We start from the raw sequence: 15,455 nt of genomic DNA on the forward strand, positions 1-15,455 counted from the left end.
TGGCCGTGACCTCAATAACGGATATGTACCCGGCCCAACTGTGTTGACTGTTAGGCCGCCATCGCAGGCAAGCCAGCTCCCACATTTGGATCGTGGAGTGTCAGGTCATGCGTGCCCGCTGACGTTATTTTCGCTTGGAGCGATGAATCCGCATCCACTCCCGATAAGCCACCGTACGCTGCGCATCCGCACGTTTCTTCGCCTCGGTAAAGCGCGCCCACGTCTGCGCATCGCCGCTGTAGGACTCGATAATCTCGTACGCCAAGGCATCCAATCGATCCGCTTCAAAAAACATCTCGGCGTTTCGCGCGACCTCATCGTCCCGCCTGTTTGTCGTTGTGTAACCAAGAGTCTGGCTGTTCATCCTCTGAGGCCCTCCGCCCATTGAATCTGTGCCGCGCCACTCCAGCGCACCTGGGTAATGCCGTATTTCTCCGCCATCGGTTTGGACACACGCTTGAAGGTGTGCTGCCCAAATTTGGGGATCACCGCCACACCAGCGTCACAACTGGCCCAATGCCAAGCCTCGGCATTGTCCATGCGCGGCGCGCGCACGATGAAAGACTTGGGCTCGCCGTGCAGTTGGTACTCGATAGTGAATAGGTCGTTGTGTTTCATGAGGCCTCCTTGATACTCATGAACTACAGATATTTGACGTCAAAAATAATTCAAATAAGTTGTCCGACAATTCGATGACTGGGCGCAGGGCGTGGATGAGGCTTAATCATCTACCGTAAAGGTGACCCATCCAGGGCCATTCGCTGGGCGTTCCAGCTCGGCGATGACACCGCTGACGGAGGAACCGTCGGGCAAATTGACGGTGATAAAGTTGGGATTGCCAGGCCAATCCATTGGCGTGTCAAAGTCCAAGCGCGCGATGGTCGGTTTACCCCTACTGGTCATTTGGATGTTTTTTGATTCGTTGAGGCGCTCATCTGAGGGTGTTCCAAGATGGCGCGAGGCAGTGATGACACTGGCAATACCTTGGTAGTCGTAAGACATGCTGGGTTACCTCATAAAGGGGGGACAACGAAGATCAAATGTGGGAGCGGGCTTGCTCGCGAAAGCGGTGGATCAGTCACATCAATGTCTAATGGACCGACGCCTTCGCGAGCAAGCCCGATCCCACAGAGGCGCTGCGCTTGACTGGCTGGCATTCGGGATTTGCCGTGTTCATTTGTGACGAGCTGAATATTTGCGCGCAACGACAACACCGCCCACTAGCAGCGCTGCGCCTATTGCAACCATCCCATAAGGCGTACGGCGGGTTTGCCGCCAGCCGCCTTCGACACGACGTTCGCCGCTTGCCGGGGTGTAGAGGTTGCCCGCAGAGGTCGCGGCGCGCTGGCTGCGCTCCAGGCCGAGGCGGGTGAGCCAGCCGGATAACCGGGCAAAGCCAGGCAGCAGAAAATGCGCGACACGGGCCACGGTGGCAGCGCTGCCTACCGTGGTGCTGTCCCTGGGTTGCAGCGCACAAGCCACCATTGCCTGCGCGACTTTATGCGGGTCGTAGACCGGTGGCGGTGGCGTCAACTCGTGGCCGGTAAAATTGCCACCATCGCGAAAGCCCGGTGTGTCCATCACGGCGGGGTAGATGTCGCACACATGAATATCCGGGTAATCAGTCAGCTCGCCACGCAGGGCTTCAGTCAGGCCACGCAGGCCGTATTTACTGGCTGAGTAGGCGACGGCATAGGGCTGGGCTACCCAACTGCCCAGCGACAAGGTGTTGATCAGAATGCCGCGGTGCTGGGCTTTGAAATAGGGCCACACCACGTGGGCGCCGCGCAGGTACCCGAGCAGGTCGGTTTGCAGCACTTGTTCGTGGGCTTCCAGGGGCGTGTCCTCGAAACTGCCGACGGCGCCTACTCCGGCGTTGTTGATCCAGATATCGATGCGGCCATTGCCGAAGGCCGCCGCCTGTTCGGCCAATGCGCGCATCTGGTCGCCATGGGTTACATCGGTTTTAACGGCGACGGCCTCGGCGCCGCGCGCAGCGCATTCCTCGACCACCTCTTCCAGGGCTTTTTCATCCCGAGCCGCCAATACCAAGCGGGTACTTTGCTCGGCAAAGGCGTGAGCAGCCGCGCGGCCAATGCCACTGGAGGCGCCGGTGATCACCACGGTTTTGCCGTGCAGTTTCCCTTTGGCCTGCATGAGACCAGGCGAATCCTCGGGCACGTGGACGGGCACCGGGTGCAGTTGCAGATGGGTACCGTCAGTCAGTATCAGGGTCAGGTTTTCGATAGTGCCGGCGACACGGTCGGGAAACACCGGTTCGCCTGTGGCGTCGAGCTCATCATAGATAAACGTCTGGCCCTCAAGCCATCCGACGGCCGTCATCAGTTCAGGGCCCAGGTAGTACTTTCCGTCTAGGAAAAACCCGCTGAAGTTCGGTGTGCGCTCCAGGTTTTCCACGGCGTATCGCTCGCCAGGCCTCATTCCGGTTGCGGTATCAATCATCATGACATCCTCCTTTGGCTGGTCTTGGGTAGAGAAGGGCCCGCAAATGATCGTTCAATCCAAATGACTGAATGGCGGCGTCAGTGCCGGTGGGCCTTTTGGGTTGGGTCGGCGATCTGGATAACCGTGCCCTGGCGCCACGCGTCTGCACCGGGTGCGATGGGCGGCGCGGGGATATCGGCGCGAGCCTTTTTCTTTTCGGTACTGTCGATGCCCAGGCGTTTATCTCGCTCGGCGACCATACGCGGGTCGGCCTGGCCGTCAGCGGTGAACCCCATCATCAACTGCGGGACACCCAGCGGCAGGCGTTTATCCAGATCGGTATGCCAGGTGTGCCAGGTCTTGCCATAGGTGTGCACCAGCTTCTCCATCAGTGCATGCTCCGCCACCTCTGGGATCCCCGGAGCCACCAGTTGCCCTGACTTCACTTCATGCACATGGCTATGCCACAGCGCCTTCTCCGGCGCGGGCAGCGTGTTGAATTGCGCCTCGCTGATGATGTACTCCACGCCCATCAACTTGGCATCCTTGCGGTTGCCGTCGTAGATCACGCACTGGATAACCTCTTCATTGAGGATTGCGCAGTAGTGATGGGCTTCCATTTGTACATCGGGATGGCCGTTGTAGAAGTGAAAGCCGTCCAGGTAAGCGTTCAGTGCGTCAATCGGTGGGCGAGATTGAAGCAGGGCGGCGCCGGCTTCCAGCGTTCGGGTCGAGGGCTTCGTGGGTTTTCCGGGGGCCTCGACATTCGAGGGTGAGTTGTTGCCAGCGCAGGCGCTGAGCAGGGCCAGCATCGCTACTGCGGCTAAGGGTTGGGTGGGGTTGTCAGTCATGGTCGGCTGCCTCCTGTTGCCGGTGTGTTCACGCTCGAGGATCAAAGCCAGGTTTAATCCTGTTCTCGTTGGAAAGACGAGCGTGCGGAGCGTTCAAAATGCTTTGAGTTGAACACTCACGCATGTGGCTTGCCGGCGATGACGGCCTCACCGCCGGCCCCTATCTATCTGATGCCCCGCGATCAAACTGTGGGAGCTGGCTTGCCTGCGATGACGGCCTCCCAGCCGGCCCCTATCTACCTGATGCCCCACGATCAAATTGTGGGAGCGGGCTTGCTCGCGAAGGCGGCCTGGCAGGCGACAAAGTTGGATTGTGTGCATATCCATTGCTGCGGTAACGGCCACTTAGGGTTCCGCCCTGACGGCGGCCCACGGATTCAAGCCTGCGTTCGGCCAGCGTGGTTTAACGGGGCGCCTGAGATCAAAAGCAGAGCAAGATCAAGAGCGGCTCGCTTCGCATCGTGGTTACCATCGATCGCTGCACGCAGACCCATGTAGGCCTCAGATTGGGCCACTAGAAGCACCGGAAGAATCCGCCTCCCGCCCGCTGTCATCAACCGCGTTAGGCTGCCCCAACTTGCTGTATTGCTCGCGCAATTTCTGCAGCTCTCGCGACCCGAGCTTATCCAGGCTCAACGCCGCATTGTGGGCTTCTTTGGTGGCACGAATCAGCTCGTCCAGTTTCAGATGAAGAATATCGTTGTCGCGGTTCTGGGTATTCTGGATCAGGAACACCATCAGGAAGGTGATGATGGTGGTGGAGGTGTTGATGATTAACTGCCAGGTGTCGTTGTATTGAAAATAAGGCCCGGTGAGCGCCCAAACAGCAATCAAGCTGACGGCTGTCAGAAAGGTTTTTGAGCTGCCCGCCTGGTTGGAGAGTTTTTGGCAGAATTTCGCGAACTTCATGGTGCTGTCTCCTGGGGGATGTTCCTCTGTAGACCCCAGCAGATTTTCGAAATTCTTTTTTACAAATCGATTTTTTTGACAAAAATCAATCAGCAACACCCCTCTGCACAGGAGCGTTCAGCATGTCGGTCGCTGCTTCTATCGTTGAATACCTCAAGCACCATCAATTGGTCATCACGACGGCGGAGTCGTGTACCGCAGGCAAGATCATCACCTTGCTTTCACAGGTCGACGGCAGCGGTTCATGGATCGAAAGCGGGTACGTGGTGTATTCGCCAGAGGCGAAACAGCGCCTGTTAAAGGTGCGCCCCTACACCATCGAAACGTTCAATCTCACCAGCTGTGAGGTCGCCCAGGAAATGGCTCACGGCGCGCTGCGCGACAGCCCCGCCGATGTGGCGGTCGCCACCACTGGCCTGCTGGGGCCGGATGGGATGGACGGCATTCCCCCAGGCACTGTCTGTTTTGCCTGGGCTTATCGAAACGGCGGGGCTCTGAGTGTGTTCAGTCGCAAGGAACGCTTTATGGGCTCTCGTGAGCAGGTGCAGTTGGCCGCGTCTCTTCACGCGTTGAAATGGCTGCCGCATTTTCACCAGCGGGCGTTGGCGGGTGAACGCGCCTAATGCTGCCAAGTGCGCGCGTTTACGGCTGCGGTTCGATGTCCAGCAGCAAGTCGCCGTTGGTCAAGGATTCAGCCTGCTGTACCACGCCACGATAGGCCTGACCGTCCCATTCGAAGGTCACTCTGTGGGCCTTCAGCAATTGCGCGGGCCATGGCGGCGCAAGTCGCAACTGCAAACCGGGCGCAGTGCGCACAAGCTGCCCCGTGCACTCGCTGGCGAGTGCGTTCACACCGAACAGCGTGTCTTGCAGGTAGTCAACTTTGATCGGTTGCAGCGTTGCGTCAGAAGAGTCCCGCATATTAATTACCCCACCGATGACAGCCAGAAAGACTGCCTTGCTATGACCATTTCCTCACGTATTTCCCGCACAAGCCGGTTGATCCCCGAGAGACCGTGATAGTGGGCGCGGTTGATATTGGCGATGGTGAATTGGTCCATACCGTGCGCCGTTACAGTGACTGAAAGGCTGCCGTCCGCGTTGAGCGCGCACTTGACCGCGCACTTGGGAAGGCGAGCGGAAAGGGCCGTTTCGATTTCGGCTTTCGTTAACGTATCCATGAGTTCACCGCATAAAGGACTCAGCGCGTTAAGGCTAGCTCAGAATCAGTTGGCGTAAATACTGGCAAGGTAATGGCTGCTTGGAGGCCGGTGTTTTACCTTGTCCCGATGAGCTCGCATTGCTTTAGCTTCCGATAATGCCGTACAGATTTCTGGCTCTTTCTAGGAGCGTTCCTAAATACGCCGGCTGAAGGTCTGCCGATAATTCGCACATCCCCACTTATGTGTGCTCTGCCATGTCCTTCCTACCTATTCGTGTTCTGGTCATCGAAGAACACCCGTTCAAGCGGCTTGTTGCCACCCAGGTGTTCCGGGAGGTCGGGTGTGAAGAGGTGGCCGCCGTTACCGATGTCGCGGCGGCCGTTGAGTTGCTCGAGCGTACCGGGCCTGTCGATATCGCCTTGTGCAACTTGAAGGACGAGGGCGCACACGGCTTGAGGGCCATCGAAGTGCTCGGCCGTGGCCACTTGGCTAAAGCGCTCATTATGTTCAGCGCCCATGGCACGGACCTGCACGATGCAATTGATCGCATGGCAGGCCTGTTGGGCATCAGTGTATTGGGTTATGTGGACTTCCCGGTGCCAGCAAGCGCCATTGCGCCTATGCTCAGCCGCTACCTGGAAAGGATTGGCGCGCCGACAAAGCAGGCGCGCCGAAGCAGCCGGTCTGGGTTCTTGAGCAAGGCGTGCGTGGCTGGGGGTTTTTCAAGGCATGAGTTCAAGGCGTTTTTCCAGCCCAAGTTCAATTTGAGCACGGGGCAGGTGCGCGGTTTTGAAGTGCTGGCGCGTTGGCAACATCCACAATACGGCCTGTTGTATCCGGCAGATTTTTTGCCGCTGCTCGCTCAAGTGGGCGCGTTGGATGAACTGTTCTTCGCGCTGTTGCAACAAGGCCTTGAGTTCTTGCAGCAGTTGGCAGAGCAGGAGCAGTTCCTATCGCTGGCGTTTAACCTGGAGTCCGACCAGCTCGGTCATGGCTTATTACTGCCGCGTCTTTGCGACTCACTCCAATCCCACGCCATTGCTGCGTGTCGTCTGACGTTTGAAATCACTGAATGCGGCCTGCTGGAAGTTTCTCCCGCCGTGCTCGACACCCTGATACGACTGCGCATGATGGGTGCCGGCCTGTCGATTGATGACTTCGGCACCGGCTATTCCTCGCTGGAGCGCCTGTGCCAGTTGCCGTTTACCGAAATCAAACTGGACGCCGCATTTACCCGCGATCTTCAAAGCAGTGCGCGCAACCGTGCCGTGGTCAGTAGCACATTGGCACTGGGCGAGGCACTGGGCATGCGAGTGGTGGTGGAGGGCGTCGAGAACGAAAACCAGCGCCTGGGATTACTGAAGCTGGGATGCAACGAGGCCCAGGGCTATCTCTGTGCTCGTCCCATGAACGCTGCGCGCGCGTTGGCCTGGCTGGCGACCCAGTTGAACTCGCGCAGCAATATTTGATGTCAATCAGGAGGGCTTTTATGTCCAATCCACGTTTGCGGATCGCGTTGGTAGATAGCGATGCCACCCGGCGAATGAGTATTGAAAAAGACCTTGGCCATTTGGGATACCACCGCGTTGTGCCTGTCGACTCCCTCAAGGTGTTGATTACGTTATTGGATAACGCAAGAGATGTATTCGATCTGTTGGTGATCAATGAAGAAACCGTGCACGCGGCGGGCGCACAGTTTAAGCAAATGCTTGAGGAGTACGCGTGTGTCAGGCATTCATTGATTTATCAGGGCGTGACCCTGCAAGCGTTTCCCGATAATCCAGTCACGGCGCAACGCTGCGGCTTTATTGCCTCCGGTGTTCCGGACCGATCGATTCTGGCGCGCGTCATGAACCGGGTGGATGTGCAAATAAAACAGCGCTCGGGCAGACCGTTGCTGGAATCCAATTAATCCTGATGTGAGCTATTGCACGCTTTTCGCGGGACCCGCCACCGCCTCAGTTTTATGCTTTTAGTCCCATTCCTATTTGCTTCTTTTTAGGCACTGATAAGCTTTTTCGCTGAAACAATCTCGGGAAATTCTTTGTCATGATCTTAAATGCCGCCGTGCCTAACGAGTTCAGCGCCCTGCGCGTGATCACGTTGGCAACCGACCCTGCGTGTGTCTTGCGCCTCGCCTCTGCGTTGGGTGGCATGGGGGTCACGCCGCTGGCCACGGTCGCCTCACTGGAGGCGCTGCAGGCGTGGTTAAGCGAGCACCGCGTGGACATCATTGTGTGCGAAATCCGCTCCGAGTGTGGCGATGGCTTGATGTTGCCAAGTGTGCTCAAAGCACTGCATGACGCGGGTACGTTAATGCAGTTTCCGAGTATTTTCTGGACCGGCGAAACCACCCTGAATGTGCAGGAAAATTTGATCGAAGCAACAGTTACACCGGCGTGCGAAGCGCCCGCTAAGCAGTTGTGGGTCAAGCACATGGGCGGCGTAGCCATCAGCGCACTGGAATCCCATTCGCGCCTGGCGCAGTCGGCGGGAATCAGCGTGCAGATCTTGCGTGACGGTGGCCCGCTGGAGCTGGGCGATGCCTTGCGCACGGTGCTGCTGACCCTCGCTCAACCGGACCCCAAGCTGCAGGCCATGACGTTTGAGTCGCTGGCTGAGGATGAAGTCATCAACGCCCTGACCACCGGCGAGGGATTGCGCTTTGTCTTTCAGCCACAGTTCGAGTTGCTGAGCCGGCGCATCGTCGGCGCTGAGGCGTTGGTGCGCTGGAAGCACCCGCGCTTTGGTGAAATTCCGCCTGCGGTGTTGATGCCGCTGGTCAACCGTCTCGGCCTGGACCTGTTGCTGTTCAGCCTGGTGGAGATGTGGACTCTGCGCGTGATGCTAGCGTTAAAGCGCGAAAACATTACGATCCCTATCGCGGTGAATGCGTCGGCCAAGACCCTGTGCACCCCCAATTTTGCCGAGCGCCTGGCCTTGCGCATGCGCCAGGCAGATCTGCCGAGCCGCTTGCTGAAAGTCGAACTGACCGAAGATGTGCAGGAGCCGGATGAGCTGCATCTTTCGGCGTCATTGACCACTATTCGCGCCAAGGGTTTTCAGGTTTCGCTGGATGACTTCGGCAGCGGCGCAGCCACTTTCAAGCTGTTGGCGAACCTGTCGTTTGATGAAATGAAAATCGACGGCTCGTTTGTGCGCGGTGTCGAGCAGCACGCCTCGTCACGCAAGGTGATCGCAGGCATTGTGAACTGGGCAGGTCTGCTTAACCTGAGCCTGGTGGCGGAGGGGATCGAGGACGAGTCCACGATCCCCCTGCTGCACCGCCTGGGTTGCCGGGTAGGGCAGGGCTATGCGCTGGCGCGCCCGATGGAAATAGACGCCTTCTTGAACTTTGTGATTGAGCGGGAAAAGAACGGCTGAGGCTGTAAAGTTTGGCGGGCAGGTAAGTATTGGAACTTGATGTGTGTAGGTCAGCTCTTGGTTTTTAGGAGTTTTCTTATATTAAGTTTTTCGCAGATCTATTAAGTTTTATACCGTTGTTATTGTGAAGAATTGGCGCATTTTTTAACTGCGATGGTGAGCCTGTGCGCGTTAAGTTATAGGGAGTGAGCGTGTGGCGTGTGATGTTCAGTTGCACGGATGTAATTGATGAAATGGATGAGTCTGAGAGGACCTTAACTTATTCAGAGTGAGGCAGCGCTGTTGTCCATTTTTTTGCACGCTATACAGAGTGTTCCGTCATTTATGAAACGCCTACAAATTGCTTTGCTGGATGATCATGCAATCGTGCGGCATGGTTTGGTCAATCGGTTGGTACAGGAACCTGATTTTGAAGTGGTGGGGGTCTACGCTCGCAGTCGTGAGTTGATGGCCGGCCTGCTGACACACCCGGCCGAGGTGTTGTTGCTCGATTTTGTGCTCGGCCCTCATGAGCTGGATGGCATCCTGCTGATCCGTGCTCTGCGGGTAAAGTACCCGGGCTGCCGAATCCTGGTGTTTTCCACTCACCATGACGCGGCCACGGTGATTCTTGCCCTGCGCGTCGGTGCCCGTGGGTTTATCGGCAAGGGTGAAGACATGAGCCAATTGATCAGCGCAGTGCGGCTGGTGGCCTCGGGCGCTGTCTACCTGAGTGCTGACATGGCCTATCGGGTGGCCGAAGCCACGGCGGTCAACTATGACGGTGAGGAGCAATCACGCGATGACGCGATGCGTTTTGTCAGCTTGTCTGCGCGGGAGCAAGAGGTGATCCGCTGTTACCTGTCGGGCATGACCATCACCGAAATTGCTGAAAAATTCAGCCGCAGTATCAAGACCATCAGTTCGCAAAAGGCCTCGGCTTTTCGCAAGTTGGGCGTGATGTCCAACAACGAGCTGTTTCGGATCAAGCACATCATCGAGAGTGTTTAGCGCTAAACGCAGGCCACGCCGACGCGCGCAAAAACAGCGGTAGGCGGGCGTGCCCTTTGGCGGTTGTTGCATATACTCCTTGAAGTGCCGTAATAGCTGTCCCTGTTGTTTGACCGCGCCACCTAAGCGGGGCCAAGTGGGTTCGAATACGATGAAACCTGTACGCATTGCTCTATTGGACGACCACGCTGTTGTTCGGCATGGGCTCGCCAACACCTTGGCGGCCGAGGCCAACTTTGACGTGGTTGGCATTTATGAAAAAAGCCGCGACTTGCTCGCCGGCCTGGTCAGCGCTCCGGCTGACCTGCTGCTGCTGGATTTCTCCCTGAGCCCCGACGAGATGGATGGCGTATCGCTGATCCGCGCCTTGCGGGTCAAGTTTCCCAGTTGCCAGATCCTGGTGTTGTCCGCCCATCATGACCCGGCTACCGTGGCTCTGGCCATGCGGGTCGGTGCCCGTGGCTTTGTTGGCAAGGGCGAGGACATGACGCAAGTGGTCAGGGCCATTCGCAAGGTGGTCTCCGGCGCGGTGTACCTGAGCACCGACATGACGTATCGCCTGGCGGAAACCGTCACCAGCGAGACGCGCAAAGACCCCAGCGAAGCCTCGGATGCCCTGGTCCAGGCCGAGCTGACCAGCCGTGAGCAGGAGGTGATCCGCTGCTATCTGGCGGGCATGACCGTGAGTGAAATCGCAGAAAAATTCAATCGCAGCATCAAGACCATCAGCACCCAGAAAACCTCAGCGTTTCGCAAATTGGGGGTCACCTCGAACAATGAACTGTTCAAGCTCAATAAAATCATCGGCTCACCATGAGGCGATGGCGACCGGGTGCCCTCTTATTCATGTTGCTGATGCTGGATGCCGCGCTTGCCTGTGCGGCGCCGGTTGAGCTGGCGGAGCAGGAGCGGCTGTGGATAGCGCAGCATCCGGTCCTTCGAGTGGGGGTGATGGAAAACCTGGTCCCCTTCGAGTACATGAGTAATGGCGTGCTGCAGGGGCGGCCGGTGCAGTACCTGCAATATGTGCGCGATGCCACGGGGCTTGAATTCACCTATGTGCCGGTCAAGACCCGGGCTGCACGTGAGCGCATGCTGTTGGATGGCCAGGTAGACCTGCTGTCTTCGCACTTTCGCTTTCGTGACGAGCCGCCTATCGAGGATCTTACCGCGCTGGTCTACGACACTACCGTACCGATCATCGTGACCCGTGTCGACGATGCCGATATTTTTGACCTTGACCAGCTACAAGATAAAACGGTCGTGATCCCCGATGTGGAGTATTACGAGCAGTTGCTCAGAAAAAGGGCACCCCGAGCCACTCTGATCAAAAGCCCCCAGGCCTTGGCCATGCTGAACACCCTCCGGGACGGTGGTGCCGATGCAGTCGTGGCCTCCGAAGCCTTCTTGATGCCCTATTTGTATCGACAGTTTCAGGGCGTGCTGGAAATTTCTGGCGTGGTGGGCAGCAGCATGTTGGATGTGAACATGGCGGTGCGCACCGATAACGCCATGCTGGCCTCGATCATTGGCAAAGCCCTAGGCTCGATCAGCCCCTCACAACAGAATGCGATGTACGAGCATTGGTACCGGGACCTGGAGGTAGATGCGCCGACCCTGTGGGACATCGCCAGCCATTACTTGCATCTTTTGATCCTGGGCATGTTGGCGTTGATTGGCTTGTGTGTGCTGGTCTATCGCGGTTACCGCCAGCAGCGGCAGGCCGAGCGGAACGAGCAGGAAAAAACCATGTTCCTGGCGGTGATGGGTCACGAAATACGCTCGCCAATGAACGCCGTGCTGGCGGCCATGGAGCTGCTGTGGCACACCCGACTCAATGACCAGCAGCGCCACTTCGCGCACTTGGCCAACAGCGGCGCCAATATGCTGGTGCGCTTGCTCGATGATGTGCTGCACCGGCCGGATTCAGGGGCCAAGGCGTTACGCCTGACACTTGAGGCGACGGATGTCATCGCGCTGGTGCATGGCGTAGTGGGCTTGCATCGCCTGCGTGCGGGGGAAAAACACTTGAGTCTGAATGTGAGCGTGCAGACACCCCTGCCGTCGTTGTGGCTTGACCGTTCGCGGCTGACGCAGGTGTTTCATAACCTGTTGTCTAACGCCATCAAGTTCACCGATACCGGCGCTGTTGACATCACCCTACGCCTGGAAGACTTGCTGGACGGTAAGCATCAGTTGCAGGTTGAAGTCCGCGACACCGGCATCGGTATGGGCGAAGCGGTGCAGGCCTCTTTGTTCCGGCCTTATGCCCAGGCGAGTCAGTCCTACAAGCGTGCGGGAGGCAGCGGCCTGGGGCTGATGATATGTCGGCAATTGGTCGATTTGATGCAAGGCTCGCTGACCCTGCGCAGCGAGCCGGGAGTGGGGACGTGTATCAACCTGTACTTGCCCGCAACCCTTGCCCCTGAGGCCGCTGAACCGACGCGAGCCCCGGCCCCAATGCCTTTGCATGTCACCGGTGGTTTGCAGCTGCTGGTGGTGGAAGACACCCTGGCCAACCAGGAAGTGCTGCGGGCGCAAATCAGCGGATTTGGCTGTGTACCAGTGATTGCCGCCGATGCGGCCCAGGCCCGCGTGCGGTTCGCTGAGAGCGCTTACGCGTTGGTGCTGATGGACTGCGACTTGCCGGATCAGGACGGCTACAGCCTGGTCTGCGAACTGCGGGCGCTCGAACAGCAATGGGGGCGGGCGCGCTGCCCGATCATTGCCATTTCCGCCTTGACCGGCGAGCAGCACCTTCAACGCTGCCTGGCGGCGGGCATGGATGGGGCGTTGAGCAAGCCCATACGCTTGGGGCAGTTGAGTGACGTGATTGAGCAGTGGTGCGGCGTCACGTTGGCGGCACCGCGCGCCAGCTTAATGGCCCCGAGACTTGATCAGGCCGCGATTAACCGTGAGATGGCGGCCGACCTGGGCAGCCTGCTCAGGGCGATGGCGCTCTGTGATCGCCCTTCGGCCATCCATGTTGCCCATCGGTTACACGGCGCGGCACTGATCATCGAATGGCCGGCCCTGGCCCAGGCGGCCGCGCACCTGGAGAACCTGTTGCGGGCAGAGGAGGGCTGGCGCAACCCGGTTTACGTGCACACGCTTCAGGCGTTGGTTCAGCACTGGCGTGCCGTGAGCGAGGAGACCCCGCTGGACATGCTGGCCATGGTCGCGCCGCCGCCGATGACGCAACCATGAGGGTTGCACGGTTGCGCCTGCTGCTGGGGTGGTTGCTGCTGGCAAGCGCGGGCCTGGCCGATGCGCAGGCCGACCCGCCGTCGATGACCTTGACCCAGCAAGAGCGTGACTGGATCGCCGCCAACCCCGTGCTGCGTGTCGGTGTGTTCGACAACCTGCTGCCCTTCGAGTACATCAGCGACGGCCAGTTGCGTGGGCTATCGGCCAAGTACCTGGGTTTGATTGCGGCGCGTACCGGCCTGCATTTTCAGTCGGTGGTCACCGGCAATCGTAGCGCCCGCAAGGACATGCTGATCAGCGGCGAGGTGGATATCTTGCCAACCCGGCGCCGCGACGACGATCCGGTCAAGGACCTGGGCATGCGCTATACGACGCCCTACAACACCAGTTCCACCATCCTCGTCAGCCGCTTTGGCCAACAGCCATTCGTGGACCTGGAACAACTTGCCGGCAAACGCCTGGTGATGTTGGGGCGCGAGGGGTATCAGGCGTTTTTGCAGCAGAAAGTCCCCGGCATAACGGTGATCTCCGGCCAGAACGCTGTCGACATCATGGCGATGGTCAAGGACGGTCGGGCGGATGCCGCCATCGCCTCTGAATGGTTACTGATCCCCTATCTTTCCCGGCAGTATCAGGGGGTGTTGCAAGTATCCGGGGTGGTGCCGCAATTGCACACCGGCGTGAGCATGGCGGTGCGTGACAGCGACGCGATCCTGTTGTCGATCCTGGAAAAAGTGCTGGGGTCCATCAGCAACGATGAGCGCAAAGCGATCTATGACGCCTGGTTCGATGACATGAACCTGGACATTCCGACGATCAAGGACATCGCCGAGCATTTCCAGGGTGAGTTGTGGCTGTTGCTGTCGGTGGTGCTGCTGTTGATCGCGTTCGCCTGGCAAAGCCGTCGTCAGCGCCGCCAGGCCGTGCAGAGCGAGCGGGAAAAGGCGATGTTTTTGGCGGTGGTCAGCCATGAAGTGCGTTCGCCGATGAACGCGGTGCTGGCGGCTATCGAGTTGTTGGAGCACACACCGCTGGACGAACAGCAGCGCCACTTCACTCAATTGGCCAACAGCGGCGCCAATACCTTGCTGCGGCTGGTGGATGACGTGCTGGACATTTCCAGGATGGAGGCCGGGCAACTGACCCTGACCCTGGAGCCTGTGGACCTCTGGGCCTTAGTCCAGCAGGTGGTGGAGGAGTATCGCGCCGGCGCCGAAGAAAAAGGCCTGTTGCTGACATTGAGTGGTGAACGCCCCAGCGGCCCCTTGATGCTGGAGGGCATGCGCTTGAGTCAGGTGCTGCGCAACCTGATCTCCAATGCGGTCAAGTTCACTGAGGTAGGCGGGGTGGAGGTGCAGCTCAAGGTGGTTGAATGGCCAGAGGTTCCTGTGCCGCACGTGCTGATCCGCATCATCGACAGCGGCATTGGCTTGTCACAGCAGGCGCAGGCCAGCCTGTTTCGGCCATATGCACGGGCCAAGCACTCTTACAAACGTACCGGTGGTAGCGGGCTTGGCCTGGTGATTTGCCGTCGCCTCGTGAGGCTGATGTCGGGTGAGCTGACCCTCAACAGCACCCAAGGCGTGGGTACTGAGGTTGAAGTCAAACTGTCTGTCGAGTGGGCCAAGACCCTGGATATACCCCAGGCTGAAGCGGCGCAGGCCCAAGTGGAGGGTAACGGTGTACACGTGTTGGTGGTGCAGGCGCCTGTGACCGGCCAACAGACACTGCCTGCACACCTGCAAGCGCTGGGTTGTAGGGTGTTGCTGGCGGTTGATGGCGCCCAAGGGTTGACGCTATTCAATGTGCGACGGGTCGATATGGTATTGATCGATTGCGACTTGCCAAACAGTGAAATCGAGCCGCTGGCGGGCGCCTTTCGTGAGTTGGAGCAGGTGCTGCAGCGTGCCCATTGTCCGCTTGTAGCTGTCGCGGGCTTCAGCGATAACGAGCACCTAGAGCGTTGTTTTGATGCGGGGCTCGACGGGGTGCTGGTCAAGCCGGTTACCCCGGCCAAGTTGCAGCAGATGATCGAGCTTTGGTGTGACATGCCGCAAGGTCCGCTGCCGGCTATGCCCAAGGAAGAGCCAGAGGAGGAGTCGCATATCCTGCGCACGGCCTTCAACGACTTGATCGAGGCACTGGCCTTGCGCGAGCGAAGCCAAGCGTTGCAGGCAGTTCAGCGTCTGCACGAGGCGGCGCTGGGGCTGGAGCGGGACGACTTGGTGGGCACTGTCGAAAGCCTGGAACGGTTATTGCGCGATGAGCGTGACTGGCCCGCGCAGCAGATTGCCGAACGCCTTAGCGTGCTGCTGGGCAAAGGCCTGCGCTAGCATAGCCTCGCTGTTGTACCCGGTCGTTCAGTTTGAACACCGCTTCACAGGTGGGGCTTGCCTGCGATAGCCATAGCTATCTACACAACTCTGTAGCGATCGACGGTAACCACGATGCGAAGCGAGTAGCTCTTGCTCTTGATCTGCCCTTGATCTTGATCTCAAGCGCCCCG

The 15,455-nt window shown here is 58.6% G+C and carries 16 protein-coding genes; 8 read left to right on the plus strand and 8 right to left on the minus strand.

What is annotated here, in order from left to right:
* Positions 1–124 precede the first annotated feature (124 nt).
* The 6 genes from A7K61_RS27495 to A7K61_RS27520 all read right to left on the minus strand — a co-directional run bounded on the left by A7K61_RS27495 (position 125) and on the right by A7K61_RS27520 (position 4,205).
* Entirely contained in the window at positions 125–364 is a 240-nt protein-coding gene (locus A7K61_RS27495; protein WP_032892362.1) for a hypothetical protein, read from the minus strand.
* Positions 361–618: a DUF6555 family protein gene (locus A7K61_RS27500; RefSeq protein WP_003190423.1), complete on the minus strand. Its 258-nt coding sequence runs from the start codon at positions 616–618 to the stop codon at positions 361–363. Before A7K61_RS27500 ends, A7K61_RS27495 begins: the two co-directional genes overlap by 4 nt.
* A 102-nt stretch (positions 619–720) precedes the next feature.
* Entirely contained in the window at positions 721–1,002 is a 282-nt protein-coding gene (locus tag A7K61_RS27505) for a hypothetical protein (RefSeq protein ID WP_069558775.1), read from the minus strand.
* Positions 1,003–1,173: 171 nt separating this feature from the next.
* Positions 1,174–2,463 (minus strand): SDR family oxidoreductase, encoded by a 1,290-nt coding sequence (locus tag A7K61_RS27510; RefSeq protein WP_069558780.1) that lies wholly within the window; start codon positions 2,461–2,463, stop codon positions 1,174–1,176.
* Between the two features lie 80 nt (positions 2,464–2,543).
* A complete protein-coding gene (locus tag A7K61_RS27515; protein WP_034135307.1) occupies positions 2,544–3,296 on the minus strand; it encodes an OBAP family protein in 753 nt (250 codons plus the stop codon).
* A gap of 501 nt (positions 3,297–3,797) precedes the next feature.
* On the minus strand, positions 3,798–4,205 hold the full coding sequence (locus A7K61_RS27520; RefSeq protein ID WP_069558776.1) for a low affinity iron permease family protein: 408 nt from the start codon (positions 4,203–4,205) through the stop codon (positions 3,798–3,800).
* 122 nt (positions 4,206–4,327) lie between these two features.
* Between A7K61_RS27520 and A7K61_RS27525 the strand changes: the two genes are divergently transcribed.
* Positions 4,328–4,828 (plus strand): CinA family protein, encoded by a 501-nt coding sequence (locus tag A7K61_RS27525; RefSeq protein WP_069558777.1) that lies wholly within the window; start codon positions 4,328–4,330, stop codon positions 4,826–4,828.
* A 19-nt stretch (positions 4,829–4,847) separates the two neighbouring features.
* Here the strand turns inward: A7K61_RS27525 and A7K61_RS27530 are convergent, their stop codons facing one another.
* Positions 4,848–5,126 carry a hypothetical protein gene (locus tag A7K61_RS27530; RefSeq protein WP_044273262.1) on the minus strand — a complete coding sequence of 93 codons (279 nt, stop codon included), beginning with the start codon at positions 5,124–5,126 and terminating at the stop codon, positions 4,848–4,850.
* Between the two features lie 5 nt (positions 5,127–5,131).
* Positions 5,132–5,386, minus strand: a complete 255-nt coding sequence (locus tag A7K61_RS27535) for a hypothetical protein (RefSeq protein WP_044273263.1) — start codon at positions 5,384–5,386, stop codon at positions 5,132–5,134.
* 236 nt (positions 5,387–5,622) lie between these two features.
* On the opposite strand from A7K61_RS27535, the gene A7K61_RS27540 reads away from it, so the two are divergent.
* The 7 genes from A7K61_RS27540 (at position 5,623) to A7K61_RS27570 (ending at position 15,282) form a co-directional block, all read left to right on the plus strand.
* Positions 5,623–6,837, plus strand: a complete 1,215-nt coding sequence (locus A7K61_RS27540) for an EAL domain-containing protein (RefSeq protein WP_003190435.1) — start codon at positions 5,623–5,625, stop codon at positions 6,835–6,837.
* A gap of 20 nt (positions 6,838–6,857) precedes the next feature.
* Positions 6,858–7,280, plus strand: a complete 423-nt coding sequence (locus A7K61_RS27545; RefSeq protein ID WP_044273265.1) for a hypothetical protein — start codon at positions 6,858–6,860, stop codon at positions 7,278–7,280.
* A gap of 137 nt (positions 7,281–7,417) precedes the next feature.
* Positions 7,418–8,752: an EAL domain-containing protein gene (locus A7K61_RS27550; RefSeq protein ID WP_003190439.1), complete on the plus strand. Its 1,335-nt coding sequence runs from the start codon at positions 7,418–7,420 to the stop codon at positions 8,750–8,752.
* 324 nt (positions 8,753–9,076) lie between these two features.
* Entirely contained in the window at positions 9,077–9,742 is a 666-nt protein-coding gene (locus tag A7K61_RS27555; RefSeq protein ID WP_032892352.1) for a response regulator transcription factor, read from the plus strand.
* A gap of 151 nt (positions 9,743–9,893) precedes the next feature.
* On the plus strand, positions 9,894–10,559 hold the full coding sequence (locus A7K61_RS27560) for a response regulator transcription factor (protein ID WP_044273267.1): 666 nt from the start codon (positions 9,894–9,896) through the stop codon (positions 10,557–10,559).
* Positions 10,560–10,588: 29 nt separating this feature from the next.
* Positions 10,589–12,949, plus strand: a complete 2,361-nt coding sequence (locus A7K61_RS27565) for an ATP-binding protein (protein ID WP_069558778.1) — start codon at positions 10,589–10,591, stop codon at positions 12,947–12,949.
* Positions 12,946–15,282 (plus strand): ATP-binding protein, encoded by a 2,337-nt coding sequence (locus tag A7K61_RS27570; protein WP_069558779.1) that lies wholly within the window; start codon positions 12,946–12,948, stop codon positions 15,280–15,282. The genes A7K61_RS27565 and A7K61_RS27570 overlap by 4 nt, the downstream gene beginning before the upstream one ends.
* Positions 15,283–15,455 lie beyond the last annotated feature (173 nt).

The organism is Pseudomonas sp. AP42, assembly GCF_001728935.1.
GTDB classification, from domain to species: Bacteria; Pseudomonadota; Gammaproteobacteria; order Pseudomonadales; family Pseudomonadaceae; genus Aquipseudomonas; species Aquipseudomonas lactis.

Coding starts and splice junctions, on each gene's coding strand:
- A7K61_RS27495 (WP_032892362.1), bottom strand. CDS start 364: ATGAACAGCCAGACTCTTGGTTACACAACGACAAACAGGCGGGACGAT.
- A7K61_RS27500 (WP_003190423.1), bottom strand. CDS start 618: ATGAAACACAACGACCTATTCACTATCGAGTACCAACTGCACGGCGAG.
- A7K61_RS27505 (WP_069558775.1), bottom strand. CDS start 1,002: ATGTCTTACGACTACCAAGGTATTGCCAGTGTCATCACTGCCTCGCGC.
- A7K61_RS27510 (WP_069558780.1), bottom strand. CDS start 2,463: ATGATTGATACCGCAACCGGAATGAGGCCTGGCGAGCGATACGCCGTG.
- A7K61_RS27515 (WP_034135307.1), bottom strand. CDS start 3,296: ATGACTGACAACCCCACCCAACCCTTAGCCGCAGTAGCGATGCTGGCC.
- A7K61_RS27520 (WP_069558776.1), bottom strand. CDS start 4,205: ATGAAGTTCGCGAAATTCTGCCAAAAACTCTCCAACCAGGCGGGCAGC.
- A7K61_RS27525 (WP_069558777.1), top strand. CDS start 4,328: ATGTCGGTCGCTGCTTCTATCGTTGAATACCTCAAGCACCATCAATTG.
- A7K61_RS27530 (WP_044273262.1), bottom strand. CDS start 5,126: ATGCGGGACTCTTCTGACGCAACGCTGCAACCGATCAAAGTTGACTAC.
- A7K61_RS27535 (WP_044273263.1), bottom strand. CDS start 5,386: ATGGATACGTTAACGAAAGCCGAAATCGAAACGGCCCTTTCCGCTCGC.
- A7K61_RS27540 (WP_003190435.1), top strand. CDS start 5,623: ATGTCCTTCCTACCTATTCGTGTTCTGGTCATCGAAGAACACCCGTTC.
- A7K61_RS27545 (WP_044273265.1), top strand. CDS start 6,858: ATGTCCAATCCACGTTTGCGGATCGCGTTGGTAGATAGCGATGCCACC.
- A7K61_RS27550 (WP_003190439.1), top strand. CDS start 7,418: ATGATCTTAAATGCCGCCGTGCCTAACGAGTTCAGCGCCCTGCGCGTG.
- A7K61_RS27555 (WP_032892352.1), top strand. CDS start 9,077: ATGAAACGCCTACAAATTGCTTTGCTGGATGATCATGCAATCGTGCGG.
- A7K61_RS27560 (WP_044273267.1), top strand. CDS start 9,894: ATGAAACCTGTACGCATTGCTCTATTGGACGACCACGCTGTTGTTCGG.
- A7K61_RS27565 (WP_069558778.1), top strand. CDS start 10,589: ATGTTGCTGATGCTGGATGCCGCGCTTGCCTGTGCGGCGCCGGTTGAG.
- A7K61_RS27570 (WP_069558779.1), top strand. CDS start 12,946: ATGAGGGTTGCACGGTTGCGCCTGCTGCTGGGGTGGTTGCTGCTGGCA.